The organism is Myxococcus sp. MH1 (genome assembly GCF_059738865.1).
Window position 1 is genome coordinate 4,112,465 of record NZ_AP026947.1, and the last position, 25,292, is coordinate 4,137,756.

The window sequence follows — 25,292 nt, forward strand, 5'->3', positions numbered from 1 at the left end:
AGCAGCGGCCGGGGCGTCGCGCCCGGCCGTTCCAGGCAGGCCCGACGCGCGACTCGCGAGATGGTCGGGTGGAGGCGCGATGCTGGGAGCGGGCGGGCCCGCGAATCGCTCAGCCCGTGACGGCGGCGCCGGGAGGTCCGAGCTCCGCCGGAAGTCGCGCGACCCAGCGCGGCTCCTCGTCGGTCGGCACCTCCAGGGTTCCTCCGAGCCGGCGCGTCAGCTCCCTCATCCGTGTGAGGGCCTTGGCCGAGGGAGTCTCTCCGCCCCGAGTCATCGCGAGCACCCGCCAGCTGCTCGTCGGCTCGAACGCCTCGACCTGGAGGTCCATCGCGGTGGCGCGCGTCGACGCGAGCCCGCGCGCCATCGCCCGCATCCAGGTCTCCACCTCGATGCGGGCTCCCTTCACCAGCAGGGGACGCTCCGGCAGCGCCATCGTCACCGTGCACCGTTGCGCGTGTCGCGACGCGGGACCGAAGGCCGTGTGCAAGAAGGGCCGCAGGTCCGTGACTGCTCCGCGTCCCAGTCGATGGTCGATGAGCACCCGCTGGTCCTGCGCCGCGCGCATCATCCGGTCCAGGTAGCGCTGCACCGTCGCGTTCATCGGCCCGGCGATGCCCTTCATCATCATGTCCAGATAGCCCTTGATGACCATCAAGGGGGTCCTGAGGTCATGGGCGGCGTGTGAGCGGCGCTGCTCCCACCGGGCCACCTCGCGCTCCAGCTCCCTGCGCTGGGCCAGCAGCTTCGTATGACGTGCGTTCGCGGCCGACTCCCGCGCACGCGCCGCGAGCAGCGCGCTCCCGAAGGCGGACAGCCGTTCGAGCACTGCGCCGTCCGCGCGCTCGGGCCAGACCTTGAGCATCCGTCCACCACCGGACATGGGAAGCGGAATGCCCGTGCCCGCGCGCGCCACGCAGACGCGTCCATCGAAGAGCGCCGCGCCGGAGGCCCCCGTCAATCGGAGCGTCTCGCGCAGCAACAACTCCATGCCCGCGTGGGCACCACGGCACAGGGCCCGCTCGGCCACCGCCACGAGCGCCTGTTCCACCCCCGCGTCGACATCCGGGTCGACGCTCCGCCCACTCCGAGCACCCACTTGCACGCGCAGAGGTATGGGCACGGCACCTCCAGGGCGCAACACTGCCCAGGGTGGGCAAACAAGGCGCCGACACCCGGCAATCCTTTACCCATGCTCCTCGGCGACCTCCCGACTTTTTACCGTCCCGCGGGGCGGGATGATCGCCCAAACCCGCTCAACTCCTCGGAGAGCCCCCTTGGCCGGACCCTTGCTAACGGCCTCTGCGACGGGCGGCGGAAGGGACTGATGGGGACTCTCGACTACTACGCGGCAATCGCCAGACTGGCTCCGGGGGCCTTGGCCCTCAGCGCCGTGCGGCGTGTGCAGGGCGTGGCACGGCAGGCACGATACCGACGGCGTGAGCGCACCGATGAGGTGCGGCTGTTGAGCGCGTTCGGCGTGACTCGCGCGGAGGAGCTGGCCCAGAAGGCGCTCAACAGCCGCACCTCGCGCGCATGGTGCGAGGTGTCCCAGCGCGAGTCCGTGCTCGCCGCGCTCTCCACGATTCCAGGCGCGCGTGAGCGCGCCATCGCCCGGGCCCAGGCCGCGCTCCGTCAGGAGTGGGACGTCTTCGGCACGCGCGTCGTCTTCGGCGAGGGCAAGCCGGTGGACTGGTCGCTCGACGTGCTCAGCGGCCACCGCTATCCGCTGGCGCCGGTGGAGCGGATGCCGCTCCTGTCGAAGGGGAATGACCCGAAGTACCCCTGGGTGATGGGGCGGCTCGACAGCGTCATCGCGCTGGCGCAGGGCTACTGGGTGGAGACCTCTCGCCGTGAGCGCTCGCGGCTGGCCTCCGCCTTCGTGATGCAGGTGCTCGACTTCCTCCAGGCCAATCCCGTGGGGCAGGGCGTGCAGTGGTCCTGTGCCATGGAGGTGGCGCTGCGCGGAGCCAACCTGGCGCAGGCCCTGGCCATGTTCGCCGACGCGCCCGAGGTGCGCCGCGCGGAGTTCCTGGTGCCGCTGCTCGGCTCGCTCGCGGACCACATGTCCTGGGTGGAGGCCCACCTCGAGGACCGGGGCGCGGTGCCCAACAACCACCTGGTCTCCAACCACGTGGGCCTGCTCGTCGTCGGCCTGCTGTTCCCGGAGCTGCCCGGTGCCTCGCGCCAGGTGGCGCTGGCGGTGGCCGGCCTGTGCGAGCAGATGTCCGCGCAGGTCCACGTCGAGGGCACCTCCTTCGAGGGCTCCATTCCCTACCACCGTCTCTCGGTGGAGCTGTTCACCCTGGCGCTGCTGGTGGCGCGGGGCGCGGGCGTGGCGCTGGGCACGGCCTACGAGACGCGGCTCAAGCGCATGTTCCACGCGGTGCGCGCGTGGTCCTCCGAGACGGGCCTGGCGCCGCAGATTGGCGACAACGACTCCGGCCGCGTCTTCCCGCTGCGAGACCGCGGCGACATGGAGCAGGGCTACCTGGTGGGCCTGGGCGCGGCGCTCTTCGGAGACGCGGCCCTGGCGGGCGGCGAGCTCCCGGACGAGGCCGCGTGGCTGCTCGGGCACGTGGGCCTGGAGCGCTACCAGCGCCTGTCACCCGGCGCGGCGCCGCAGTCCATCAGCTTCCCGGAGGGCGGCTTCCACGTGCTGCGCGGCGCGGGCGCCGTCGTCACCGTGAGCGCGGGCAAGCAGGGCCAGCGCGGGGTGGGCGGCCACAGCCACAACGACAAGCTCTCCTTCGAGCTGCACCTGGGCGGCCGTCCCGTCATCGTCGACCCGGGCACGGGCTCGTACACGCGCGACCCGGCGATGCGCAACGTGTTCCGTGGCACCGCCGCGCACAACACCGTGCAGGTGGATGGCGCGGAGCAGGCCACGTTGGACAAGGCCCGGCTGTTCGCGCTGCCCGAGGAAGCCAAAGCGCGCGTGGTGGCCTTCCTTCCTGGCACCAGCGTGGACAGATTGCGGGTCCGCCATGATGGTTACCGCCTGCTGCCGGCACCGGTCGGCATCGAGCGCACGTTCCGGTTGGACCGGCGCGAGCGCTCACTGGCGGGGCGGGACTCCTTCATCGGCACCGGGTCTCACGAGGTCATTGGACGCTTTCATCTTCCCGATGAGCAGGCCCGGCGGGTGACGCCGGACGCGCAGGTGCTCGCGCGGGCGCAGCGCGCGGCGGAGGAGCCGCTGGTGTTCTCGCCCGTCGCGGTGGAGCTGGGCCCGGAGGGGGCGCCGCTCGCATGGATTCTGCTGGAAGAGGGCCTGGAGTCGCAGGTGGTGCCCTCGCGCTATTCGCCTGGTTATGGGCGGGTGGTGCCCGCGGTGACGGTGGAGTTCCGGGGGCAGGTGAAGCCTCCGTCGAGTTTGAAGTGGGTGGTTGTCTTCAGGTGAGTGTTCGGGTCGGGGCGTGACCGCTCAGCGGCACGTCGCATCAGGAGAGGTGAGGACGATGAGGGTGATGGTGGGCAGCCCGCTGCTGGAGCGGATTCGTCGGCGGGAGGCGAAGGTCGGTGTGGTGGGGCTGGGGTACGTGGGTCTTCCCCTGGGCATGGCGTTCGCCGAGGCCGGCTTCCCGGTCGTGGGGCTCGATGTCGACAAGCGCAAGCTCGACAAGATCGAGAAGGGCGAGAGCTACATCAAGCACATCCCCAGCGCGCCGCTGGCGGAGCTGACGAAGGCGGGCAAGCTGAAGGCCACCGGGGACTTCTCCCGGTCCAAGGAGCTGGACTGCGTCATCATCTGCGTGCCCACGCCGCTGACGGCCTCGCGTGAGCCGGACATGAGCTACATCATCCAGACGGGTGAGTCGCTCGCGCCACACGTACGCCGCGGTCAGCTCTTCATCCTGGAGTCCACCACGTACCCGGGCACCACCGAGGAGGTGCTCAAGCCGATCCTGGAGAAGAACGGCCTCAAGGCGGGCGTGGACTTCCACCTGGCCTTCAGCCCCGAGCGCGAGGACCCGGGCAACAAGAGCTTCAACACCAAGACGATTCCGAAGATCGTCGGCGGCTACTCGCCCGAGTGCTCCGAGGTCGCGGCGGCGCTGTACGGCAGCGCGCTGAAGGAAGTGGTGCCGGTGTCCTCCACGCGCGTGGCGGAGCTCGCCAAGCTGCTGGAGAACATCTACCGCTGCGTCAACATCGCCATGGTCAACGAGATGAAGATGCTCTGCGACCGCATGAACGTGGACGTGTGGGAGGTCATCCAGGCCGCGAGCACCAAGCCCTTCGGCTTCCAGCCGTTCTACCCGGGCCCGGGTCTGGGCGGTCACTGCATCCCCATCGACCCGTTCTACCTGACGTGGAAGGCGCGCGAGTACGAGTTCCACACCAAGTTCATCGAGCTGGCCGGCGAGGTGAACTGGCAGATGCCGTACTACGTGGTGCAGCGCACCATGGAGGCGCTCAACAAGGCGAAGAAGACGCTCAACGGCGCGAAGGTGCTGTGCCTGGGCGCGGCGTACAAGAAGGACATCGACGACATGCGCGAGAGTCCGTCCCTGCGCATCATGACGCTGCTGGCGGAGAAGGGCGCGGAGCTCAGCTACCACGACCCGTACGTGCCGGAGCTGCACAAGGGCCACGGCTTCAACATGGAGATGAAGTCCGTCCCGCTCGAGCCGGAGAAGCTCGGCGAGTACGACGCGGTCCTCATCCTCACGGACCACACCAACATCGACTACGCCGCCGTGGTGGCCAACGCGACGTGTGTGATTGACACGCGCAACGCCACCAAGGGCGTGCCCCAGGGCCGCGAGAAGGTGACGAAGGCGTAAGGCAGACGAGCCTGGGCCCGGAAGTCGACCCTCCGGGCAGGGGTTCGCGACTCCAGGTGTCGGGAGGGGCACCTGGAGTCAGCGGACCTGCTCGTCTTGCGGGGTGGTTTGGGTACAGTGGGGGGCGTGACAGCCCTCACCCGACCCGTTCTCCCCCTGCTGGTGGCCTCGGCCATGTTGCTGGCGGCGGCACCCGCGCAGACCGACTCGCGCCAGGTGCTCCTCGACGCCATGTCGAGCGAGCTTTCGCGCAACCAACAACAGCTCAAGCTGCAGAGCCACGAGCCACCGTACTTCATGAGCTACCAGCTCAAGGACTACGAGCAGGAGGTCGTGGCCGCGCGCTTTGGCGCCATCTTCATGGACGACGGCTACCGGGAGCGGCGGCTGTACGTCGACGCCCGCGTGGGCGACTACGCCTTCGACAGCTCCGTCGCGGAAGGGCTGGAGTTCTCCTTCTCCACCAAGGGCACCAGCTACACGGCGCGCAAGGAGGGGCCGCTGGATGACTCGCCCCTGGCGCTGCGCACGTCGCTGTGGCTGCTCACGGACGAGAAGTACAAGTCCGCGCTCTTCCAGTTCCTGAAGAAGAAGGGCGAGGACGTGTACTCGGTGGAGGACCCGAAGCGGCCCGCCTCCTTCACGAAGGAGAAGCCGAGCACCTTCGTCCAGCCGCCGGTGGCCCGTCCGTTCGACCGGGCGCGCTGGGTGAAGGTGGCGCGCGAGGTGTCCGCGCAGTTCAACGCGCATCCGGAGCTGTTCGACTCGGAGGTGCGCATCACCGCCGACAAGGTGACGCGGCTGTTCGTGTCCACGGAGGGCACGCGGCTGGTGACGGAGGAGACGCTGTACGGGCTCCACGTCTCCGCGGTGACGCGGGCGCCGGACGGACAGCTGCTGGATGACTCGCGGGACTTCTACGCGCCCACGGAGGCGGGGCTGCCGGACGACGAGCGCATCCGTCAGTCCGCGGCGAAGGTCATCGAGGAGCTGCTGGCGCTGCGACAGGCGCCGGCCATCGACCCGTACACGGGCCCCGCCATCCTCGCGCCCGAGGCCTCCGGCGTGCTCTTCCACGAGACGGTGGGCCACCGGCTGGAGGGAGACCGGCAGGACGGCGACAACGAGGGGAAGACCTTCAAGGGGCAGGTGGGCAAGCTGGTGCTGCCCTCATTCCTGTCCATCCATGATGACCCTTCGCAGCGCTCGCTCGCGGGGGAGCCGCTCAACGGCTACTACCTCTACGACGAGGAGGGCGTGAAGGGGCAGCGGGTGACGCTGGTGGAGAAGGGCGTGCTGCGCAACTACCTGCTGGGACGCCGGCCGGTGGAGGGCTTCCTGCGGTCGAACGGGCACGGTCGCAGCCAGGGCACGCTCAAGCCGGTGGCGCGCATGGCGAACCTCATGGTGGAGAGCACGCGTCAGGTGAGCGACGAGAAGCTCAAGCAGATGCTCATCGACGAGGCGAAGAAGCAGGGCAAGCCGTACGGCCTCATCATCCGCGACATCACCGGTGGCAACACGAACACGTCCAGCTATGGCTACCAGGCCTTCAAGGGCGTGCCGCGCATGGTGTACCGGGTGGACGTGAAGACAGGGAAGGAGACGCTGGTGCGTGGCGTGGAGATCGTCGGCACGCCGCTGTCCGCGGTGAACCGCATCATCGCCACGGGGCAGAAGCGCGGCATCTTCAACGGCTTCTGCGGCGCGGAGAGCGGGAACGTGCCGGTGTCCACGGTGGCGCCGGCGGCGCTGCTGCAGGAGATCGAGCTGCAGCGCGCGGTGGAGGGCAAGGACCGTCCGCCCCTCCTCCCGAGCCCCGCGGCGCAGCAGGCTCCGCCGCCTGTCCAGAAACCCTGAGGCACGCTCCGGTTCGAGGGTCCAGAAGGGGGGCACGTCGTGGGCAATCCGCTGCGCGAGAGGCGAAGTCCGGTGTCACGGGCCCGGTATCTCGAGGACCCGGGCTCAGGGGCTCGCGTGCTCGCGACGTGTCTCCTCCTGCTCGCCAGCCTCGTATCGGGGAGCGCGGGGGCCGAGCCCGTGGCGACGGGCGATGCGTGGCTGGAACTGGCGCACGATGATCGGCTCAGCCAGGAGGGATTCTGGGAGCTCGTCTCCGTGGACTACACGCTGGATGGGCGGACCTTGCCGTCCACGGGGGCCGCGGGTCCTCGTCACGCGCTGCCGCTCGGGCTGCGCTGGCTCGACGTGTCGGTGGTGTACGAGGGGCGCTCGTCGGTCTTCTCGTACGTGGATGCGTACCGCTTCGTGATGCGCGGCCGGGTCACCATCGACGCGCGTCCCGGGGACACGGTGCGAGTCACCTCGACGGCCTACGAGCGCGACGGAGTCACCGTGCAGTGGCAGCAGCGCCCGGCCTTCATGCTCCTGGGCCAGCCGCAGGAGGCCATCGTCGGAATCGAGTACGGCCCCGTGGTGAACACGCCGCTCCCCGACGAGGTGGCCGCGCGCGTCGTCGACGAGGTGCTCGCGGAGGCGCGTCGACTCTCGCCCGAGCGTCCCGCCACCGCGTCCATCTCGGAGCCCGTCGGGCCGCCCGTCACGTGCGAGCTCGAGCCCGTCTTCTTCGCCTTCTTCGACACCCGGCTCTCGGCGGAGGGCGAGGCCTCGCTGCTGCGCGCGGCGGAGTGTCTCCACCGGGGGCCGCGGCTGCGCGTCCGGCTGCGCGGACACGCGGACATCCTCGGTCCCGAGTCCGTCAACGCCTCGCTGGGCCTGGGCCGCGCGCAGTCCGTGGCCGCGAAGCTCCAGGCGCTCGGCATCGAGGGCGCGCGGCTCGTCCTGGAGACCCAGGGCGCGGACCTGCCTCCGTGCAATGACGGCACCCCGGGGTGCATGGCGCGCAGCCGCCGGGTGGAGCTGCTCGTGGAGTCGTCGCCGCCCTGACGCCCAGGCCCTCAGTCCCGAGGGGGGAGGGCCACGGCCATCACCGCGTCGCGCAGGTGCCGGGCATCGAAGGGCTTGGCGAGCACCGGGTTCTTCACTTCCTGGAGGAAGCGCTTGGTCTCCGGCGTGAAGGCGCCGCCGCTGATGAAGACGATGCGCTCGTGCAGGCCCGGCCAGGAGTCGCGGACCGCCTGGTACACGTCCACACCCGTCAGCTCCGGCATCATCAAGTCGCACAGGATGACGTCGAAGGCGCTGTCCCCGCGCAGTCGCGCCAGTGCCGCGCGTCCATCCGGCACGGTGACCAGCTCGTGGCCGCGCAACAAGCGCCGCATCAGGTCCAGCACGCGCGGCTCATCGTCCACCACCAGCACCCGTCGGCCCTCGGAGCGGGCGAGGGACTGGAGGCTCGGGGCGAGCGGCACGGGGGCCTCGGCGCGCGGCAGGGTGACCTCCACCGTGGTGCCTCGCCCGGGCTCGCTGCGCACGTCGATGCGTCCTCCCAGCGCCGTGACGATGTCGCGGCAGATGGCCAGCCCCATGCCCATGCCCTCACCCGCGCGGCGCGTGGTGAAGAGCGGGTCGAAGATGCGCGGCAGGACGTCTGGAGCGATTCCGCAGCCCGTGTCGGAGACGGCGAGCCGCACCTCGGTGGCGTCGGTGCGCAGGCTCACGGTGATGCGATGCTCGGAGACGTGGCCCTCGGGGATGGCGTGCGCCGCGTTGAGCACCAGGTTGAGCAGCACCTGGCCCAGCTTCGTCGACGTGCCCCGGACCCGAGGCTCGTCCTCGCCGTAGTCCCTCACCACCTGCGCCTTGTGGCGGAGCTGGTTGGCCGCCATCCGCAGCGTGCTCTCGGTGACGGCCTTGAGGTCCACCGGCTCCGTGGCCTCCACCTGCGTGGAGGACAGCGCCTTGAGGTCCGCGACGATGCGCTGGATGCGCAGCGTGCCCTCGAGCGCCTCGTCCAGGACTTGAAGGCACTCCGCGTCCGTCGGCTCGCTGACGTCGGGCAGCCGCTCGCGCAGGTACTCCAGGTTGCCCGTCGCGTACGCCAGCGGGTTGTTGATCTCGTGCGCCAGCCCCGCCGCGAGGATGCCCAGCGACTGCGCGCGCTGCTCGCGCTCCTTCTCCTGCAACAGCTGCGCGTCCCGGCGCTTGCGGTCCACCGCGCTGACCACCACGTGGGCCGTCAGTCGCATCAGGTGCCGCTCCTCGGGCGTCCACTCACGCGCGGCGTCCACCGAGTCGAAGCCCATCCACCCGAGCAGCCGCCCCGCGAGCAGCAGCGGCGCGGTGATGTACGAGCGCACGCCCAGCAGCGCACAGACGCGCTTCTCCTCGACGGACTCGGGCGGCAGCCGGCCCGCGTCCGTCACCGTCACCATGCGCCCCGCGCGCAGCTCATCCAGCGACCAGGGGAAGCCCACCAGCGAGCGCCCTCGGTGCTGCGCGAGCCCATGGGCCTTCATGCCGGGCGAGAACCACTCATACGCCTCCGACAGGTGCTCGCCGTCATCCGACAGCAGGGTGACGTAGCCACGCTGCGCGTCGATGTTCCGCCCCAGCACCTCCAGCGCCGCGCGCACCCCCGACTCCAGCTCGTCCGGAGGCAGGTTGAGCAGCTTCTGGGACGTGTCCGTGAGCAGCGACCAGCTCTTGAGCAAGAGCCCCAGCTCCCCACGCATGCGCCGCAGCGCCGCGGCCTCCTGCCGCAACGCCGCCGACGTGCCCTCGGACTGCTCCGGGGCCCGCGTCTCGCTGAGGTTCTCCAGGACGTCGGCGGACCGCTGGAGTCGCTCCAGCAAGGTCCTCGAGTCCGCTGCATCGGCGGACAGCTCCGGGCTGTTCCGCGGCGGCTCCGTCATCGATACCCCCTCCACACTCCCCGCACGGGCTTCCCCAACCCGTCACGTGGATTTCAGTCGCGCCGGAATAGTGCCACTGGTTTGTTATCTGCATCCAGTGTGCAGTTTTGAAAACTTCAACCGGGCGAAAGGTGGTGATGCGGGCTCAGAGGGAGGGAGGGGGCGGGAGCGTGAGGTGGTCCGGGGTGGGGAAGGAGTAGGGGCGGAGCAGGCGGCCGCCCTTGAAGCCGCGCCATTGGACGTAGCGGCGGAAGTCCCGGAGGAAGGCCTCCTGGGACAGGCCCACGGCCTGGGCGAAGGCCTCCGGGAAGTCGGGGCCCTGGCTCATGACGCGCAGGACGCCCCGGGCCACGGGCTCGCCGTAGCGGCGCACCAGGAAGGTGAAGGCGTGGTGGGCGGCGCTGTAGACGATGTCGCTCTCGCGTCGGTAGAGCGAGTCCGCCTGGGCCAGCGGGTCCGCCTGGGGATGGAGGCCGTAGTAGCGGGCCAGGTCCTCCAGGGACGCGGTGCGGTAGCCCTGCTCGGCGGTGTACGAGGCCATGCCCTCGCGGAACCACAGGGGGATGCGCTTGCGCGTCCAGCCCAGCCGGTCCGAGGCCACCTGGTACATCAGGCTGTGGGTGAGCTCGTGCAGGAGCAGCTCGTCCACCTGGGATTGGCTGGCGCCCAGGAGCGTCCACGTGCGCGGGCTCTGCAGTTCAATCTGCTCGTAGCGGGCCCACGCCCTGAGGAAGTCGTGGTTGGGGCGGTTGGCGGCGCGCTCCAGGGCGGCGTGGTTGGGGTGGATGATGATGGAGACCGAGTCATCGAACGTGCCCCAGCGCGCCATCCGGGGCAGGGCGCGCTCGACGGCCAGCCGCACCTGGTCCGCGGCGGCGGTGTCGCGCGGCTGGAACTCGAGGGTGATTCGCGCGCCGCTGGAGGTGGGCAGGGCCGTGGTCTTCGCGAGGGCGCCCGGCGCGGCGGCGGGGGAGATGTCCACCGTGCTGCGGCGCGGGGCCTGACATCCGGCGAGCATGGCCATGAGGGCCGCCCCCACGACGAAGAGGCCCGCTCGTCCCTGTCCGCGCATCCATCCCCTCGTCACGAGCGTCACTCCACTGCCAGCCAGCGCATCACCGTGCGTCCCACGTCGGCGACGGTGGAGAGCGCCTCCACCTCCGGCGATGGAGGCCCGAAGTAGAGCACGGGGACGGGGTGGAGCGTGTGTCCGCGCGTGGACAGGTCCTCCACGTTGCCGTGGTCGCTGCACACCATGAGGCGCGCGTCGGCGGGGCGCGTGGCGAGCACGGCGCGCAGGAAGGCGTCGAAGGTGTCCAGCGCGGTGTGGGCGGCGGTGAAGTCCTGGGCGTGTCCGGCCTCGTCCGCGAGGTAGTGCTCGAAGTAGGTGAAGTCCGCGCCCATCGCCACGCGCCAGAAGATGTCCGCGGCCTGCTCGGGCGTGCGCTCGGGCGCGGGCAGTCCGAAGGCGCGCGCGTGGGCGCCGGTGATGTCGGGCGTGAGGCCGTCCGCCGCGCGTGCGTCCTCCAGCGTGCGCAGCGGCACGTCGCCCGCGGCGAAGGCCAGCTTGGCGGCGGAGGGCTTCATGCGGCGGCGGGCCTCGGGGGGCGGGGTGAACTCCGGGGGCGAGGTGGTGGGGCGCCGGGGGACCCCGAGCGCGTCCAGGTACGCGGCGGGGTAGGCGGTGGCGAACGTGGCCTCGCGGCCAGCGACGCGCAGGCGCTTGACGATGGAGCGCTCGGCGAGCAGCGCGCGCAGGGCGGCGTTGGGATAGCCCAGCACATGCTGGCCGAGCAGCGCGGGTGCGGGCTCTCCGGTGAGGATGGCCGTCTGGTTGGAAGCGGACTGGGGCCGACCCGACACACCGAAGGTCGTGTCCACCGGGATACACAGGCCGCCGTCGGGCAACGGGGGGCTGGGGGCGTCCTGGAAGCGGGAAAGCAGGTGCTCGCGGTGGGCGAGCGGGTTGATGGCCGGGTCCTTCCGGCCGATGCCCACGCCATCGATGAAGAGGAGCGCGACGCGCACGGCTCGTGACTGTATCCTCGAACGCATACCGCATGGCCCTCCACGGCGACCTCTTCAGCTACCCGCTTCCCGAGTTCCTTCAATGGTTGGACAGCTCCCGCAAGACGGGCACGCTCCAGCTCTCCTGGGAGGCCGGCGAGCGGAAGCTCTTCCTGCTCTCCGGCCAGGTGGGGGCCACCGCCTCCGAGGGGCTTCGCGGCCGCGTGGCCCGGCTGCTCGCGCTGGCGAAGCTGGCCTCTGGCACCAAGGTGCTCGCCGCCTTCGATGAGCTGTCGCGCACGCCCGACGTGGACGCCGCCTTCGATGTGCACGGCATCCAGGCCCGGTGGATTCGCGACCTGGGGCGCGAGGAGCTGTTCGCGGCGATGACGGACTTGACGATTGCAGGGCGCGGCACGTTCCACTGGACGGAGGACGCGGACCGCTCGGGCGAGGACTGGGTGCCGTCGGACATGGGCATCCGCGAGCTGCTCTTCGAGTCCTTGCGCTGGGTGGATGAGCAGCCGGACGTGGACAAGGCGCTGCCCATCGACGCGCTCAGCGTGCGCGCGCTGGCGCCGCCGAGCCCCAGCCAGCCGCTGATGCACCGAATCATCCTGGGGCTGTGCGCCACGCCGCAGAACCTGGGGCGGCTGCGCCTGTCGATGGGCGTGTCGCGCTCGTCGGTGACGCGGCGGGTGTACGAGCTCTTGCGCTCGAAGCTGGTGGAGGTGGAGGGCGCGCCGCAGGTGGAGGCGGACCCGGTGGCGGAGATGCTGGAGAAGGGCGCGGTGCTGATGCGCGAGGGCCAGTACGACGCGGCGGGCATCGTCTGCGCGTCCCTGCTCGCGAGCGACCCCGCGGACCGGCGTGTGCGCGAGTTCGCCCGGCTGGTGCAGCGCGAGCACGTGGCCGCACTCTACTCGGACATGCCGCCGCTCCTGATTCCCGTCGTCGTGCACGACCCGCAGGGCATGGCGTTGCTCAAGCCCGAGGAGCGGCAGATAGCCGGCCTGGTGAGCGGGACGTGGGACGTGTCCACCATCGTCCTGGCCAGCCCCTCGCGGGAGCTGGAGACGCTCAAGACGCTGGCGAAGCTGCTCCGGATGGGGCTGCTCCAGCTCACCGCCCCTCGCTGAAGAGGGGCGGCGGGGCGCGGCCTACTCCGACGCGGGCAGGCCCACCGCGTTGAGCCGCGCGAAGGACTGCATCAGCACGTAGAGCGCGAAGGCCGCGTCGTCCACGCGCAGGTGCGACTGGGTGGAGAGGCCCTGCACGCGCAGCAGGTCCGCGCCATCCATGCGCAGCAGGAACGCCTGCTGCGCCAGCGTGCCCTCGCCCGCGTACGCGAGCGCGCGCCGGATGGCGTCCGTGCACGCGGTGACGCAGGTGGAGTAGTTGCCCGCCATGAACGCGGCCTCGGCGGCGCGCGCGTGGTCGAACAAGTCCCCCGGCGCCAGCGCGCTCGCGGCGCCCAGCAGCTTGGGGCCCGCGGGCTGGGCCACCACGGCCGGAGCCATGACGGCGGGCGCCACGGGCGGCGGCGTCACCGGCTCCACGCGGGGCGGAGGGGCGATGGCGGGGAACGAGCCCGACGGCCGATGCGGCACGGGCGTGTTGGGGATCACCGCCATCGCGGGAGCGTGGCCGCCGGACATCGCCACGGGGGGCGCGGACGGGGGCTGGCGGTGCTGCAGGTGCTGGGCGAGCTGGGCCTCCAGGCCCGCGGGCTGAGCGCCGCCGGCGGGCGCCACGGGGCGCGGCGGCGGGACGATGCGCTTGGCGCGCAGGTCCTTGATGACCAGCCGGGTGATCGCCTTGAGCGTGTCGAGCACGCCCCGGCCGTTGGTGGCCGCGGTCTCGAAGTCGGGCACGCCGCGCGGGTTGAGCTCCTGGCGCAGCTGCTCCACGGGCAGCACGTGGTCCAGGTCGCGCTTGTTCCACTGCATCACCAGCGGGAAGCGGTCCAACCGGATGCCGTGCTCGAAGAGGTTCTCCTCCAGGTTCGCCAGCGACTCGCGGTTGGCGTCCATGGCCTCCGGCTGCGAGTCCGCCACGAAGACGACGCCGTCGGCTCCCTGGAGCACCAGCTTCCGGGTCGCGTTGTAGAAGACCTGGCCGGGCACGGTGTACAGCGCCAGCCGCACCGAGCAGTCCCCGACGCGCTCCACCTTCACGGGGAGGAAGTCGAAGAAGAGGGTCCGGTCCCCCTCGGTGGCGATGGACATCATCTCGCCCCGGTGCGCGGGCCGGACGGTTTCGTAGATCTTCCGCAGCGAGGTCGTCTTCCCGGACAAGCCAGGTCCGTAGAAGACGATTTTGGCGGCCACCTCGCGGGCCATCAGGTTCACGCTGCTCACGGTGTCAGCTTTCCTAGAACGACTCGACGCTTCGCGCCAGTTGCGGACGGGACATTCGCGGGGGTTCCCACGAGGTACTCGGCGGCCAGCAGGGCGAACAAGGCCGCTTCCTTCGCGCCTTCTGGAAATCCAAGGCTATCAAGCCGGCGCACGGGGAGGGGAGCCAGTCGCGCTTCGAGCCGCGCCATCAACCGGGGATTCCGTGTACCGCCCCCGGAGACGTACATCGCCTCCAGGTCCGGCGCTCGGGGAAAAACCCAGGTTTCGTAGGCGCGCGCGGTGCTCTCCACGGTGAGCTCCAACGCGGTGGCCAGCAGGTCATTCGCCCGGTCCGGGTGAATCGTCCAGAGCCGCTCCACCAGTGCGTCTCCGTAGCGCTCACGTCCCGTGCTCTTCGGAGGCGGTCGGGCGAGGAAGTCGTCGGTGAGCAGCTCCTCGAGCAGCTCCGGAATCACCCGGCCCTGGCCGGAGAGCGTCCCGTCCAGGTCACACGCCAGCCGGTTGTGCGTCGCGCGCCGGGCCAGGCCGTCCAGCACCATGTTCCCGGGGCCGGTGTCGAACGCGAAGGTGTCGTCCAGGCGCGGCCCGACGACGGACACGTTGGCGATGCCGCCCAGGTTCTGGAGCGCGCGAGGGGCCTGGAGACCGCGGAAGGCCACCCAGTCGAAGTAGGGCACCAGCGGCGCGCCATGGCCCCCGGCGGCCACGTCCCGGGTGCGGAAGTCGCTGACGACGGGCAGGCCCGTCAGCTCGGCGATGACGGACGGCTCGCCGATCTGCAGGGTGGAGGGCACCTCGGTGGTGCCCGGGGGATGGTGGGCCATCGTCTGGCCGTGGGAGCCGATGGCGGCCACGTCCGAGCGCGCCACGCCCGCCTGCTCCATCACCTGGAGCGCGGCGCGGGCGAAGTACTCCCCCAGCTCGAAGTCGAGCCGGCTGAGCGAGTGCGCGTCCTGGGGCCCCAGCATCCGCGCCACCACGTCCGGAGGGAAGGGCGCCGAGACGTGGGACAACAGCCGCAGCCGAGCGCCGCCGCCCGTTCCAGTCACCTCGCACAGCGCGGCCTCCACCGCGTCCGCGCTGGTGCCGGACAAAAGCCCGATGCACAGGCGCGGGCGCTCGGAATCGGAGAGGGGAGGCGGAAGGCGCATGCCTCCAAGTCTAAGGCCCGGTCCCCACACGCCGCTTTCGGGGAGCGGGCAGGCGGGCGGCCGATGCGTGCTCGCCCTTACGTCCGGAGCGGCCGAGCGCGCGCAAGCCGTTCTCCTCCAGACGCTTCCGGGCCTCCCGGGCGCCCAGGCCCGTGAAGGCCATGGCCACCGCGACCCGCACCTCGCCCCGGGCCTTCGCGAGCAGCGCCTCCGCGTCCTCGCCGGGAAGCCCGGTCAGCTCGGCCACCATGCGCGCGGCGCGGGCCCGCAGCTTCGCGTTGACGGGGCGCATGCCCACCATCCGTCCCCGGTACACCCGGCCCAGCGCCACGAAGGCCGCGGTGGTGATGGCATTCAGGAGGAGCTTCGTCGCAGTGCCGGCCTTCAGCCGCGTGGAGCCCGCCACCAGCTCCGGCCCCGTGCGCGCCAGCACCAGCGTGTCCACGTCCGCGCGAGTGCCAGGCGGGTTGCAACACACCAGCACCGTGTGGGCGCCTCGCCGCTTCGCCTCGCGCAGCGCGCCGCGGACATAGGGAGTGGCAGCACTCGCGGAGATGCCGCAGACGACATCCCGGGGGCTCGCGGCGAAGTCCGCCACGTCCCGGACGCCCGCCTCGACGTCGTCCTCGGCGCCCTCCACGGCGTGCGTCATCGCCCGGCGTCCACCCGCGATGCGGGCCTGGACCTGGGTGGGGGCGCTGCCGAAGGTCGGAGGACACTCGCTGGCGTCGAGGACGCCGAGACGTCCACTCGTGCCAGCGCCGATGTAGAGGAGCCGTCCGCCCGCCCGCAACGCGGCCACGACGGCGGTCGCGGCTCGGGCGACAGCGGGCAGCGCGGGGCGAACCGCACGGACGGCGACAACGTCCTCGTCATGTAACCGGCGGACGACCGACCCGAGAGAAAGCAGATCCAGGCCGTCCGCGCGGGGGTGAAGCCGCTCGGTGGGAGGGAGTTTCGTGAATGAAGCGCGAGAGGAACCCACCCCCGAGCGCCAGACTTCAAGCTGCCTTGGTCACCTTGCCCGCTTTGATGCAGCGGGTGCAGGCCAGAACGCGCTCCGTGCGACCCTCGACGCTGGCCCGAATCTTCTGGAGGTTCGGGAGGGTCCGCTTCTTGGTCTTGTTGTTCGCGTGGCTGACGTTGTTGCCGACGAGCGGACGCTTGCCACAGATGTCACACTTCCACGCCATGACCTCTAACTCCTTGAAAACTGGGGCGTTGGACGCCTGCCGATTAAAGAGCGGCGGAACCTGCCAGAAAGCCGCTTGGAAATCCAGCCTTTCAGCCGTTTTGGATCAGCCCTTGAGCGGATCCTTCTTCTTCAACATGTCCTGAACGAGCCTGGCGGCCCGGACGCCCGCGAGCAGCTCGCCCTCCAGGCCCAGGCCCGGGAGCACCTCGCGGCCCGCGAGCAGCAGGTTCTTCACCGGGGTGCGCTGGGGCAAACCGGTGACGCCCAGGAAGGCTTCCGACTCGAAGCTGTAGAGGGGATGGGGCATCAGCCGCGTCCCTCGGGAGCCGCTGGCGTCCAGGTAGGGGACCGAGCGAAGCATGCGATGGGGCGCGGTGAAGGGCATCAGCGCGTCGAGCTGCGCGTCGATGCGCACGGCCAGCCCCTGCAGGTGCTCGTCGCCCAGCTCCCGCGCGGACGCCGGGACGAAGACGCCGGCGCAGACCACGCGCACGCCCTCCACGTCCTTGCCCTCCTTGCCGCCCGAGGCGGTGGTGCGCGCCGGGTGGAGCTGCAGCAGCATGGGGCCCAGCTCCGCGTCCTGCGTGTCCACGAGCGTCAGCTCCCCCATGCCCCGGGGGAGCGCGGACTCGGGCACCACCCAGTTGACGGTGAAGAGCAGGGACTTCGTGGTGGACTGGTCCAGGTGCTCGAGCAGGCCGCGGTGGTGCTTCTTGTCCGTCACCAGCCTGCGCAGCGCGCCGGAGTCGGTGGCGGCGACGAGGCAGGAGGCGCGGTAGAGCGTGTCCGAGCGCACCAGCTTCACGCCCGCGAACTTGCTGCCGTCGAAGGACAGCTCATCGACGATGAAGCCCGAGGGGCTGTCTCGGCCGAGCACGTCTCCGCCCAGCTCCGCCAGGCGCCGCGTGAGCAGCTCTCGCAGGCCGTCGTGGCCGCCCTGGAAGGAGGAGGGGGCCGACAGCACCTGGGACAGGGGCCGGGTGAGCGCCAGGGGCGACTCGGGCTTGTCCAGGTGGTTGATGAAGGGGCGCAGCCCGCGGAGCAACGCGGCCGCGGGGGTGTCCGAGGTCAGCCGGGGCGCGCTCTCCAGGCCGGGGTGGGCCTTGATGAGCTTCTTGAGCCCCCAGCCCTCGAAGAACCCGTCCGGGGGCAGGGCGGGCTGGGCCTTGAAGAAGGCATCGCTCGCCTCGTGCTGGGCGGTGGTTCCGGCCAGGGCGCCCAGGAGCGCCTCGCCCTCTTCGCCCAGCTCGCGCGTCACCTCGGCCTTGCGGCGGGCGGCGTCGGCGTGCAGGTCCATGCGGTTCCTGGGCAGGACCAGCTGGAGCTCGGGCGTGTGGGGGCGCAGCGCGCGCTGCACGGTGGTGGTGAGGCCCAGCTCGGTGAGGGCCTCCTCCACCGCGGGCATGGCCTTGAGCGGGGGCGCGACGAAGGGCGCGTAGGGGAGCACGTAGCCGCCGTGCTCGTAGCCCGGGCCCATGCCGTCGTGCTCGACCCAGAGGACGCGGTGGCTGCGCTTGGCCAGCAGCGCCGCGGCGAGCGCGCCACCGAGCTGGCTGCCCAGCACGATGACGTCGTACACGTGCCGCGACGGGCCCGAGGGAAGCTTGAGTTTGGCTGCGGACGTCATGCGGCGCGCAACACTACACAACGTCCTCCCGGCTGGCTCCCTTTTGACGAGGCAAGAGGGTGGGTGCTCGGAGCCCTCAGCCTCCCGCGCCGAAGAGGCGGGCCTCCAGCTCGGGCGGGAAGGTGGTGAAGTCCGGGAGCGTCCAGAGGGCGCCGGCCTGGCGCAGCTGGACGGCCGTCGTCGTGGTGGTGATGCCCACCACCGGCATGCCCGCGTCCCGGGCGGACATGACGCCGAGGATGGCGTCCTCGAAGGCGAGGCACTCGGAAGGGTCCACGCCCAGCCCGCGCGCGGCGGCCAGGAAGATGTCCGGGAAGGGCTTGCCCCGGGAGACCTCCTCGGCGCCGACGATGCGCTGGAAGACGGGGCGCAGGCCCAGGCCGTCGATGACCAGCGCGCGGTTGCCTTCCGGCGCGGCGGTGGCGATGGCCATGGGGATGCCCGCCGCGCGCAGTCGGGACAGGAGCGCCTCCGCGCCGCGGTGCAGCCGCAGGTGGGGCCGGTAGAGGGTGCGGTAGTGGCCCTCCTTCTCGTCGGCCAGGCGCTGGAGCTCCTCCGCGTCCAGGGCGCGGCCGAGGAGCTCGGGGAGGATTTCTTCGTTCTTCCGGCCCGCGAAGCGCGTCTGGAAGTCCTCGGCGGTGAGCGACAGGCCGAGCTTGCGCGCGAGCGCCACCCACGCCTGGTTGTGGAACACCATGTTGTCGACGAGGGTGCCGTCCATGTCGAAGACGGCGGCTCGGAGGGGCGCGTCGGAAGGTGTCATGGTTTCCCACCCATAGCGCGGCTGGGGACCCGCGAGCGGCCGAATCGTGCGCGCCTGCTCGGGAGGACTGATATTCGGGCCTCACATGAGCGACGGCGTGCGGACAGAGATGCGAGGCGCGGTGGGGGTGGTGACGTTGGACCGGCCCAAGGCGCTCAATGCGTTGAATCTGGAGATGTGCCGGCGGCTGCTGCCCCAGCTGGAGGCCTGGCGTGCGGACCCCGCGGTGAAGGCCGTGGTCGTCCGGGGAGCGGGCGGGCGGGCCTTCTGCGCGGGTGGGGACGTGCGCGCCGTGGCGGCTTCCCAGGCGGAGCCCCGACCGGCCGGCGCGGAGCGATTGTCGCGGGAGTTCTTCCGCGCCGAGTACACGCTGAACCACCTCATCCACCACTTCGGCAAGCCGTACATCTCGCTCGTGGACGGCATCTGCATGGGTGGCGGGCTGGGCCTGTCCATCCATGGGGCGTACCGCGTCGTCACCGAGAAGCTGGTGCTGGCGATGCCGGAGACGGGGATTGGCCTGTTCCCGGACGTGGGCGGCGGCTGGTTCCTGCCGCGCTTCCCGGGCGAGTCGGGGACGTACCTGGGCCTGACGGGCGCGCGGTGCGGCGCGGCGGACGCGATGTGGCTCGGGTACGGGACGCACTTCGTGGAGTCGGCGCGGCTGGAGACGGTGCTGGAGGCGCTGGTGGGCGCGCAGTGGGGCGAGGGCCTGGCGAGCGCGGTGGTGGAGCGGGTGCTGAAGGACTTCCACGCGGACGCGGGGACGTCGGTGCTGGCCACGCAGCACGTGGCGATGGACCGGTGCTTCGCGGCGGAGCGGGTGGAGGACATCCAGCAGGCGCTGGAGGCGGAAGGGACGGCGTGGGCGCAGGAGACGTGGGCCACGCTCGTGCGCATGTGCCCCACGAGCCTGAAGGTGACGCTGCGTCAGCTGCGCATGGGCCGCACGCGCGACTATGACGAGATGCTGTCGGTGGAGTACCGGCTGAGCCAGGCCATGACGGCGCGGGCCGACTTCCGCGAGGGCATCCGCGCGGTGCTGGTGGACAAGGACCACAAGCCGCGCTGGCACCCGGGAACGCTGGGCGACGTCTCCGAGGCGGACGTGGAGACGTGCTTCGCGTCCCCGGAGGGGGATGAGCTGGTGCTGTCGCGAAGCTGAGCGCTCAAGCCCGCTCCAGGGCCTGCTTCAGGAAGTCGATGCAGGCCTCGGGGGCCTCTTCGTGGGGCCAGTGGCCCGCGTCGGGGAGCGTGTCCACGGTGGCGTGGGGCCAGGCCTTCCGGAACCGCTCGAGGACCACGGGCGGGAAGGCCGCGTCACGCAGGCCCCAGATGAAGTGGATGGGCGTCTTCGCGAACCGCTCACGCCGCTCCCAGAGGGACTGGAAGAAGGGCGTGGAGGCGCTGAGGCTCTTGGCGAGGGCCCAGAGCACGCGCTCGCGCGAGCCGGCGTCCGGGAACGCGGAGGTGTACTGGTTCCACACCTTCGCGGGACGCGGGCCCTTGCCCCAGGCCGACTTGGCGATGATGAAGGACAGGTTCAGGTTCCGGTACAGCCAGCGGAAGAGCCCGCCCCCTGCCATTCGCGCGCCCCGGGCGAGCGAGGGCTCGTCGATGAAGGGCCAGGCGATGGTGTTGATGAGCACCATGCGCTCGATGCGCTCCGGATGGGAGAGCGCGAAGTCGAGCGAGATGGGGCCGCCGAAGTCGTGGGCCACCAGGGTGAAGCGGGGCAGGTTCAGCGCCTCGATGAGCGCGGCGAAGCGGCGCGCGTGGGCCTCGGGCGAGTAGTCCGCGTCCGGAGGCCGGGGCGACAGGCCGAAGCCCAGGTGGTCCACCGCGATACAGCGGTGCGTGGCGGAGAAGGCGCGGATGAGCGCGCGCCACTCGAAGGACCAGGTGGGCGTTCCGTGCACGAAGACGATGGGCGGCCCCTGGCCCTCGTCCACCACGGACAGTCCTGCCACCTCACGCACGCTGAAGGGAAACGCCTCTCGGTCGACCCATGCGGGAACTTGCATGGCGGATAGTCAATGGTTCTTGACCAATAAAGTCAAGTACACTTGACTGGATGAAGAGGAAGGACGCGCTCGAGGACGTGAAGAAGCTTCAGGCCAGCAGCCTGGGTTACGTGCTCATCCGATGTGGGCAGTTGTTCAACGAGTTGGGGATGCAGGCGGTCAACAGCGAGGCCGGCTATCCCATGATGCGCGAGGTGCACGCGCGCATCCTCCCGTACCTGGAGAATCCGGACGGCGTGCGAATCACCGAGCTCGCGCGCAGCCTGGGGGTGACGAAGCAGGCGGTGCAGCCCGTCATCGCGGAGCTCGCGGAGTTCGGCGCGGTGCGGATTGAACCGGACCCCGATGACGCCCGCGCGAGGCGGGTCCTCCTGACGGAGAAGGGCATCGCGGCCATGCGGCACGGGACGACGAAGCTGGTGGAGATCGACCGACGCGTGGCGAAGCGCCTGGGCGCGGAGGAGACGCGGGAGCTGCACGGGCTGTTGACCCGGCTGCTCGAGGTGCTCAAGGCGCAGGATTGAGGCGCGTGGCTTGCTCCTCGTGAATGGGGGCCGTGATGCCTGGCGGCGGCGAACGAGAGGGCTTCGTTGCCGACGTCGGTGGCGCGGACCCGCTGGGCCAGTTTCGGCGTCGGGATGCGCACGGAGCCGACAGCCGCGCCTCGTCAGGCGATGTGAGGGCGCGCAGCCGGGCTTCGGTGGCGCGAGCCTCGCCAGTGAAGCCGGTGGGTGCCCCCCGGAGGTTGCTGGCTACAGCTCTTCGTCGCTGACGACGGTGATGTCCTCGGCGCGAAGCAGGGCCGTGGTGATGCCTTCCCCCGAGCGCAGCACTCCGGACTCGTAGACGCGCTGGCTCCCGCAGGAGGGGCTCTTCTCCTTGAGCAGCGCGACCGTCACGTCGAAGCGTCGCGCGGCCTCGAGCGCGAGCTGGGCTCCCCGCTGGAAGTCCTCGGTGCGGTCCGTTCGCGCCTCGCGTTCCACCGCGCGAGCCTGTCCCGCCCAGACGTCGACGCCCGTGCCGCCTCGCAGGTCGACGGGAGGACGAGGGATGGGGAGCCCCGAGGCGACCTCGGGACAGATGGGCACGACCGCCTTGCCCTCGAGGGCCGCGAGCACTCGCTCCGAGCGCTGCGAGCGGCCGTCGTAGCGGCACGCTTCGCCCAGGAGGCACGCGCTCACCAGCACCACGGGGGCCTCGCGAAGGGCCGCGCGGCGCGCTTCCTGCGGCGGTATCGCGCGCGCACGTACGTGACAACCGTCGGCGTCACCCTCCACCGAGGAGGCGAGACCCGTACCGGCCCGCGCGTCCTCACGCTTCACGTCGTCGCCCCAGGACTGCGCAGGGCCAGCTCGCCCGTGCTCGGCGCCGCCGCCACGCGGGTCCTCCCGCCGTCCAGCGTCACCTGTCCCGTCACCGCGAGCCGCACGGCCAACGGATACAGCCGATGCTCCTCGACGAGGATGCGCGCGCTCAGGCTCTTCTCGTCATCCTCCGGCAGCACCGGCACCGCCGCCTGTCCGATGATGGGCCCCGTGTCCGTGCCCGCGTCCACGAAGTGCACCGTGCACCCGGCCACCTTCACGCCCCGCTCCAGCGCCTGCCGCTGCGCATGCAGCCCGGGGAACGACGGCAGCAGGGAAGGGTGGATGTTCAGCACCCTCCCGGCGAACCGCCCCAGGAAGTCCGCGCTGAGCAGCCGCATGAACCCCGCCAGGCACACCCACTGCACGCCCGCCGCGCCCAGCGCCTCGAGAATCGCCGCCTCGAACGCGGCCTTGCTCGCATGCGCCTTGTGGTCCACCACCACCGCCGGGACGCCCGCGGCCCGCGCCCGCTCCAGCGCATGGGCCGTGGGCACGTTCGACACCACGCAGGCCACCTCAGCCGGGAAGTCCTCGCGCGCGCACGCGTCGAGCAACGCCTGCAGGTTGCTCCCTCCGCCGCTGACGAGCACGCCCAGCCGGACCCGCGCTGTGCTCATGGCTCGATGACCGCCGTGGCCTCGCCCGAGCCCGCCTCCACCCGGCCCACCTCGGACGCCTCCACGCCCCGCGCGCGCAGCACCTCGAGCGCCTGCGCCACGTCCTCCTGCGCCACCACCACGATGAGGCCCAGGCCCATGTTGAACGTGCTGAACATCTCGTCGCGCGCCACGCTCCCCAGCTTCGCGATGAGGTCGAAGATGGGCGGCTTCACCCAGGACTTCTCGCTCAGCACCGCGCGCGTCCCGTCCGGCAGGCACCGGGGCAGGTTGCCCGGGATGCCGCTGCCGGTGATGTGCGCCATGCCCTTCACCTTCACCGCCTGCGTCAGCGCCAGCGCGTCCTTCACGTAGATGCGCGTGGGCTCCAGCAGCGCGTCACCCAACGAGCGGCCCAGCCCCTCGGGCGTCGCGTCCAGCGCGAGCTTCGCGTTCTCCAGCAGCACCTTGCGCGCCAGCGAGTAGCCGTTGCTGTGCAGCCCCGACGACGTCAACCCGATGAGCGCGTCCCCGGGCTTCACGCTCTTGCCGTCGATGATGGCCGAGCGCTCCACCACGCCGACGCAGAAGCCCGCCAGGTCGTACTCGCCCCGCGCGTAGAAGCCCGGCATCTCCGCCGTCTCGCCGCCGAGCAGCGTGCACCCGGCCTGCTCGCAGCCCTGGGCGATTCCCTTCACCACCTCCGCCGCCGCGTCCACCTCCAGGCGGCCCGTGGCGAAGTAGTCCAGGAAGAACAGCGGCTCCGCGCCGCACGTGAGGATGTCGTTCACCGACATCGCCACCAGGTCGATGCCCACCGTGCCGTGCCGGCCCGCGGTGAAGGCCACCTTCAGCTTGGTGCCCACCCCGTCCGTGCCCGCCACCAGCACCGGCTCGCGGTACTTGCCGGGCGGCAGCGCGAACAGCCCCCCGAAGCCGCCGACTCCCGCGACGACCTCCGGACGCATCGTGCGCGCGGCGTAGGGCTTGATTCGGTCGACAAACGCGTCGCCGGCCTCGATGTCCACTCCGGAGTCTTTGTAGGTCGTTCCCACGGGCGGCCTTCTATCCACCCCCGCGCCGGTTGTCTCGGACTCCGAAACCCCGGTGTCGGGTTTGCGGCGAGCCCGGACGCACGGTGTGTCCCACCGCTCCGTACAAAAGGTAATTTGACCAGGGGGGGAGGGGCTGATTGACTCCTCGCAGGATGGGCGCCGAGGAAACCCTCTTTCAACGTTTCGGCAAGGAATTCCCAAAGGGCACCGAACTCTTCCGTGAGGGAGAGGCGGGCCGGGAGATGTTCGTCATCCAGGCGGGCAAGGTCTCCATCTCCAAGCGCGTGCGCGACGTGGAGAAGGTCCTGGCCGTGCTGGGGCCCGGTGAGTTCTTCGGGGAGATGGCCATCATCTCCAACAAGCCGCGCAACGCGTCCGCGGTGGTCAACGAGGACGCCCGGCTGCTGGTCATCGACCCCAAGACGTTCGAGGCGATGATCCGCGGCAACGCGGAGATCGCCGTCCGGATGATCAAGAAGCTGGCCGAGCGGCTGTCGGAGGCGGACGCCCAGATCGAGAACCTGCTGCACAATGATCCGGCCAGCCGGGTGGTGCACCAGCTCATCCAGACCGCCCAGTCGCGCGGCCGCCCCTCGGATGAGGGGACGGGGACGGACATCGACTTCGTCGTCCGCGAGATGCCCCGGCAGATTGGCGTGGGCGAGCCCGCGGTGCGCAACGTGCTGGACCGGCTGGTCCGCGCGGGCCTCATCTCACGCAGTGGTGACCGAGTCACCGTGTATGACACGGCCAGACTCCACGACTTCCTCCAATACCTGGAGATGAAGTGGAAGTTCGGAGACCTCTAGCGTGAAGCTCCGCGTCCTCGGCTGCCACGGTGGCGAGCTCCCCACGTGCAAGAGCACGTGCTTCCTCGTCGATGACGTGCTGGCGCTCGATGCGGGCGCCCTGACGGGGACGCTCTCGTTGGACGAGCTGTGCCGGGTGGACCACGTGCTCGTGGGCCACAGCCACTTCGACCACGTGAAGGACCTGCCGCTGATGGCGGACCTGGTCATCGGTCGCCGGGACAAGCCCGTCACCATCCACGCCTCCCGCGAGTGTGCCAAGGCCCTGCGCGAGAACATGTTCAACAACGCCCTGTGGCCGGACTTCACCCGCATCCCGACCAAGGCCAACCCCGTCCTGCGCATCCAGACCTTCCGCGCCGGCGGCACCTTCCAGGTGGGGCCCTACACCGTGCGCAGCGTCCCGGTGAGCCACCCCGTGGAGTCCTGCGGCTTCATCATCTCCAACGGCAAGAGCACGCTCGCCATGAGCGGGGACACCGGGCCCACCGACAAGCTCTGGAAGGCCCTGAACGAGACGAAGAACCTCAAGGCCCTCCTCCTGGAGACCTCCTTCCCCAACGCCCTCCAGTCGCTGGCCGACATCTCCGGCCACCTGACGCCCCACACCCTGGGGCTGGAGCTGCGCAAGTTCGAGCGCAACGGGGCCTCGGTGATGCTCTACCACCTCAAGCCGGCCTTCGTGGCCCAGCTCAAGAAGGAGCTGGCGAGCATGCCGGTGGAGGTGCTGGAGCTCAACGACGTGTTCGAGTTCTAGCCCGTCCCCCGGGCGGCGA

At 70.8% G+C, this 25,292-nt stretch carries 23 protein-coding genes; 9 read left to right on the forward strand and 14 right to left on the reverse strand.

Annotated elements, in window-relative coordinates; all coding sequences use genetic code 11:
* Window positions 1–109 precede the first annotated feature (109 nt).
* Window positions 110–1,048, reverse strand: coding sequence for a histidine kinase dimerization/phospho-acceptor domain-containing protein (locus AC6JA9_RS16460; RefSeq protein WP_497960089.1), 939 nt, complete (start codon window positions 1,046–1,048; stop codon window positions 110–112).
* A 276-nt stretch (window positions 1,049–1,324) separates the two neighbouring features.
* On the opposite strand from AC6JA9_RS16460, the gene AC6JA9_RS16465 reads away from it, so the two are divergent.
* From AC6JA9_RS16465 to AC6JA9_RS16480, 4 genes are all read left to right on the forward strand, one after another.
* A complete protein-coding gene (locus AC6JA9_RS16465; RefSeq protein WP_497960090.1) occupies window positions 1,325–3,400 on the forward strand; it encodes an alginate lyase family protein in 2,076 nt (691 codons plus the stop codon).
* A gap of 67 nt (window positions 3,401–3,467) precedes the next feature.
* A complete protein-coding gene (locus AC6JA9_RS16470; RefSeq protein WP_305070650.1) occupies window positions 3,468–4,787 on the forward strand; it encodes a nucleotide sugar dehydrogenase in 1,320 nt (439 codons plus the stop codon).
* A gap of 174 nt (window positions 4,788–4,961) precedes the next feature.
* Complete coding sequence (locus AC6JA9_RS16475) at window positions 4,962–6,647, forward strand: TldD/PmbA family protein (RefSeq protein ID WP_267696712.1); 1,686 nt, start codon at window positions 4,962–4,964, stop codon at window positions 6,645–6,647.
* Between the two features lie 117 nt (window positions 6,648–6,764).
* Window positions 6,765–7,694: an OmpA family protein gene (locus AC6JA9_RS16480; RefSeq protein WP_497960091.1), complete on the forward strand. Its 930-nt coding sequence runs from the start codon at window positions 6,765–6,767 to the stop codon at window positions 7,692–7,694.
* A gap of 11 nt (window positions 7,695–7,705) precedes the next feature.
* Here AC6JA9_RS16480 and AC6JA9_RS16485 read toward each other — a convergent pair whose 3' ends face one another.
* The 3 genes from AC6JA9_RS16485 to AC6JA9_RS16495 all read right to left on the reverse strand — a co-directional run bounded on the left by AC6JA9_RS16485 (window position 7,706) and on the right by AC6JA9_RS16495 (window position 11,590).
* Window positions 7,706–9,562 carry a hybrid sensor histidine kinase/response regulator gene (locus tag AC6JA9_RS16485; RefSeq protein WP_497960093.1) on the reverse strand — a complete coding sequence of 619 codons (1,857 nt, stop codon included), beginning with the start codon at window positions 9,560–9,562 and terminating at the stop codon, window positions 7,706–7,708.
* A gap of 145 nt (window positions 9,563–9,707) precedes the next feature.
* Complete coding sequence (locus AC6JA9_RS16490) at window positions 9,708–10,634, reverse strand: hypothetical protein (protein ID WP_223746795.1); 927 nt, start codon at window positions 10,632–10,634, stop codon at window positions 9,708–9,710.
* Window positions 10,635–10,654: 20 nt separating this feature from the next.
* A complete protein-coding gene (locus AC6JA9_RS16495) occupies window positions 10,655–11,590 on the reverse strand; it encodes an alkaline phosphatase family protein (RefSeq protein ID WP_223746796.1) in 936 nt (311 codons plus the stop codon).
* Window positions 11,591–11,622: 32 nt separating this feature from the next.
* On the opposite strand from AC6JA9_RS16495, the gene AC6JA9_RS16500 reads away from it, so the two are divergent.
* A complete protein-coding gene (locus tag AC6JA9_RS16500; RefSeq protein WP_141332905.1) occupies window positions 11,623–12,708 on the forward strand; it encodes a DUF4388 domain-containing protein in 1,086 nt (361 codons plus the stop codon).
* A 21-nt stretch (window positions 12,709–12,729) separates the two neighbouring features.
* Here AC6JA9_RS16500 and AC6JA9_RS16505 read toward each other — a convergent pair whose 3' ends face one another.
* The 6 genes from AC6JA9_RS16505 to AC6JA9_RS16530 all read right to left on the reverse strand — a co-directional run bounded on the left by AC6JA9_RS16505 (window position 12,730) and on the right by AC6JA9_RS16530 (window position 18,665).
* Window positions 12,730–13,929: a GTP-binding protein gene (locus AC6JA9_RS16505; protein ID WP_141332904.1), complete on the reverse strand. Its 1,200-nt coding sequence runs from the start codon at window positions 13,927–13,929 to the stop codon at window positions 12,730–12,732.
* Entirely contained in the window at window positions 13,926–15,080 is a 1,155-nt protein-coding gene (locus AC6JA9_RS16510; protein WP_223746798.1) for an anhydro-N-acetylmuramic acid kinase, read from the reverse strand. The genes AC6JA9_RS16505 and AC6JA9_RS16510 overlap by 4 nt, the downstream gene beginning before the upstream one ends.
* Before the next feature lie 10 nt (window positions 15,081–15,090).
* Window positions 15,091–16,065: an N-acetylmuramic acid 6-phosphate etherase gene (locus AC6JA9_RS16515; RefSeq protein WP_497960095.1), complete on the reverse strand. Its 975-nt coding sequence runs from the start codon at window positions 16,063–16,065 to the stop codon at window positions 15,091–15,093.
* 16 nt (window positions 16,066–16,081) lie between these two features.
* The gene (rpmB, locus tag AC6JA9_RS16520) at window positions 16,082–16,273 is read right to left on the reverse strand and encodes a 50S ribosomal protein L28 (RefSeq protein ID WP_043403428.1); all 192 of its coding nucleotides are present in this window, start codon (window positions 16,271–16,273) and stop codon (window positions 16,082–16,084) included.
* A gap of 105 nt (window positions 16,274–16,378) precedes the next feature.
* Window positions 16,379–17,902: a phytoene desaturase family protein gene (locus AC6JA9_RS16525; protein WP_408890821.1), complete on the reverse strand. Its 1,524-nt coding sequence runs from the start codon at window positions 17,900–17,902 to the stop codon at window positions 16,379–16,381.
* 76 nt (window positions 17,903–17,978) lie between these two features.
* Window positions 17,979–18,665: an HAD family hydrolase gene (locus AC6JA9_RS16530; RefSeq protein WP_223746801.1), complete on the reverse strand. Its 687-nt coding sequence runs from the start codon at window positions 18,663–18,665 to the stop codon at window positions 17,979–17,981.
* Window positions 18,666–18,750: 85 nt separating this feature from the next.
* Between AC6JA9_RS16530 and AC6JA9_RS16535 the strand changes: the two genes are divergently transcribed.
* On the forward strand, window positions 18,751–19,830 hold the full coding sequence (locus AC6JA9_RS16535; protein WP_497960097.1) for an enoyl-CoA hydratase/isomerase family protein: 1,080 nt from the start codon (window positions 18,751–18,753) through the stop codon (window positions 19,828–19,830).
* A gap of 4 nt (window positions 19,831–19,834) precedes the next feature.
* Here AC6JA9_RS16535 and AC6JA9_RS16540 read toward each other — a convergent pair whose 3' ends face one another.
* The gene (locus tag AC6JA9_RS16540) at window positions 19,835–20,644 is read right to left on the reverse strand and encodes an alpha/beta fold hydrolase (RefSeq protein WP_497960098.1); all 810 of its coding nucleotides are present in this window, start codon (window positions 20,642–20,644) and stop codon (window positions 19,835–19,837) included.
* Between the two features lie 95 nt (window positions 20,645–20,739).
* Here AC6JA9_RS16540 and AC6JA9_RS16545 point away from each other — a divergent pair, with 95 nt between their 5' ends.
* Window positions 20,740–21,213 carry a MarR family winged helix-turn-helix transcriptional regulator gene (locus tag AC6JA9_RS16545; RefSeq protein WP_223746804.1) on the forward strand — a complete coding sequence of 158 codons (474 nt, stop codon included), beginning with the start codon at window positions 20,740–20,742 and terminating at the stop codon, window positions 21,211–21,213.
* Between the two features lie 228 nt (window positions 21,214–21,441).
* On the opposite strand, the gene AC6JA9_RS16550 is transcribed toward AC6JA9_RS16545, so the two are convergent.
* The 3 genes from AC6JA9_RS16550 to purM are packed head-to-tail and all read right to left on the reverse strand — an operon-like array spanning window position 21,442 to window position 23,707.
* Window positions 21,442–22,011, reverse strand: a complete 570-nt coding sequence (locus AC6JA9_RS16550) for a 2-thiouracil desulfurase family protein (protein WP_497960099.1) — start codon at window positions 22,009–22,011, stop codon at window positions 21,442–21,444.
* Entirely contained in the window at window positions 22,008–22,673 is a 666-nt protein-coding gene (gene purN / locus AC6JA9_RS16555) for a phosphoribosylglycinamide formyltransferase (protein ID WP_223746806.1), read from the reverse strand. The genes AC6JA9_RS16550 and purN overlap by 4 nt, the downstream gene beginning before the upstream one ends.
* Complete coding sequence (purM, locus tag AC6JA9_RS16560) at window positions 22,670–23,707, reverse strand: phosphoribosylformylglycinamidine cyclo-ligase (protein WP_223746807.1); 1,038 nt, start codon at window positions 23,705–23,707, stop codon at window positions 22,670–22,672. The genes purN and purM overlap by 4 nt, the downstream gene beginning before the upstream one ends.
* 152 nt (window positions 23,708–23,859) lie before the next feature.
* On the opposite strand from purM, the gene AC6JA9_RS16565 reads away from it, so the two are divergent.
* Window positions 23,860–24,516 (forward strand): Crp/Fnr family transcriptional regulator, encoded by a 657-nt coding sequence (locus tag AC6JA9_RS16565; RefSeq protein ID WP_141329846.1) that lies wholly within the window; start codon window positions 23,860–23,862, stop codon window positions 24,514–24,516.
* A gap of 1 nt (window position 24,517) precedes the next feature.
* A complete protein-coding gene (locus AC6JA9_RS16570; protein WP_141329826.1) occupies window positions 24,518–25,273 on the forward strand; it encodes an MBL fold metallo-hydrolase in 756 nt (251 codons plus the stop codon).
* Window positions 25,274–25,292 lie beyond the last annotated feature (19 nt).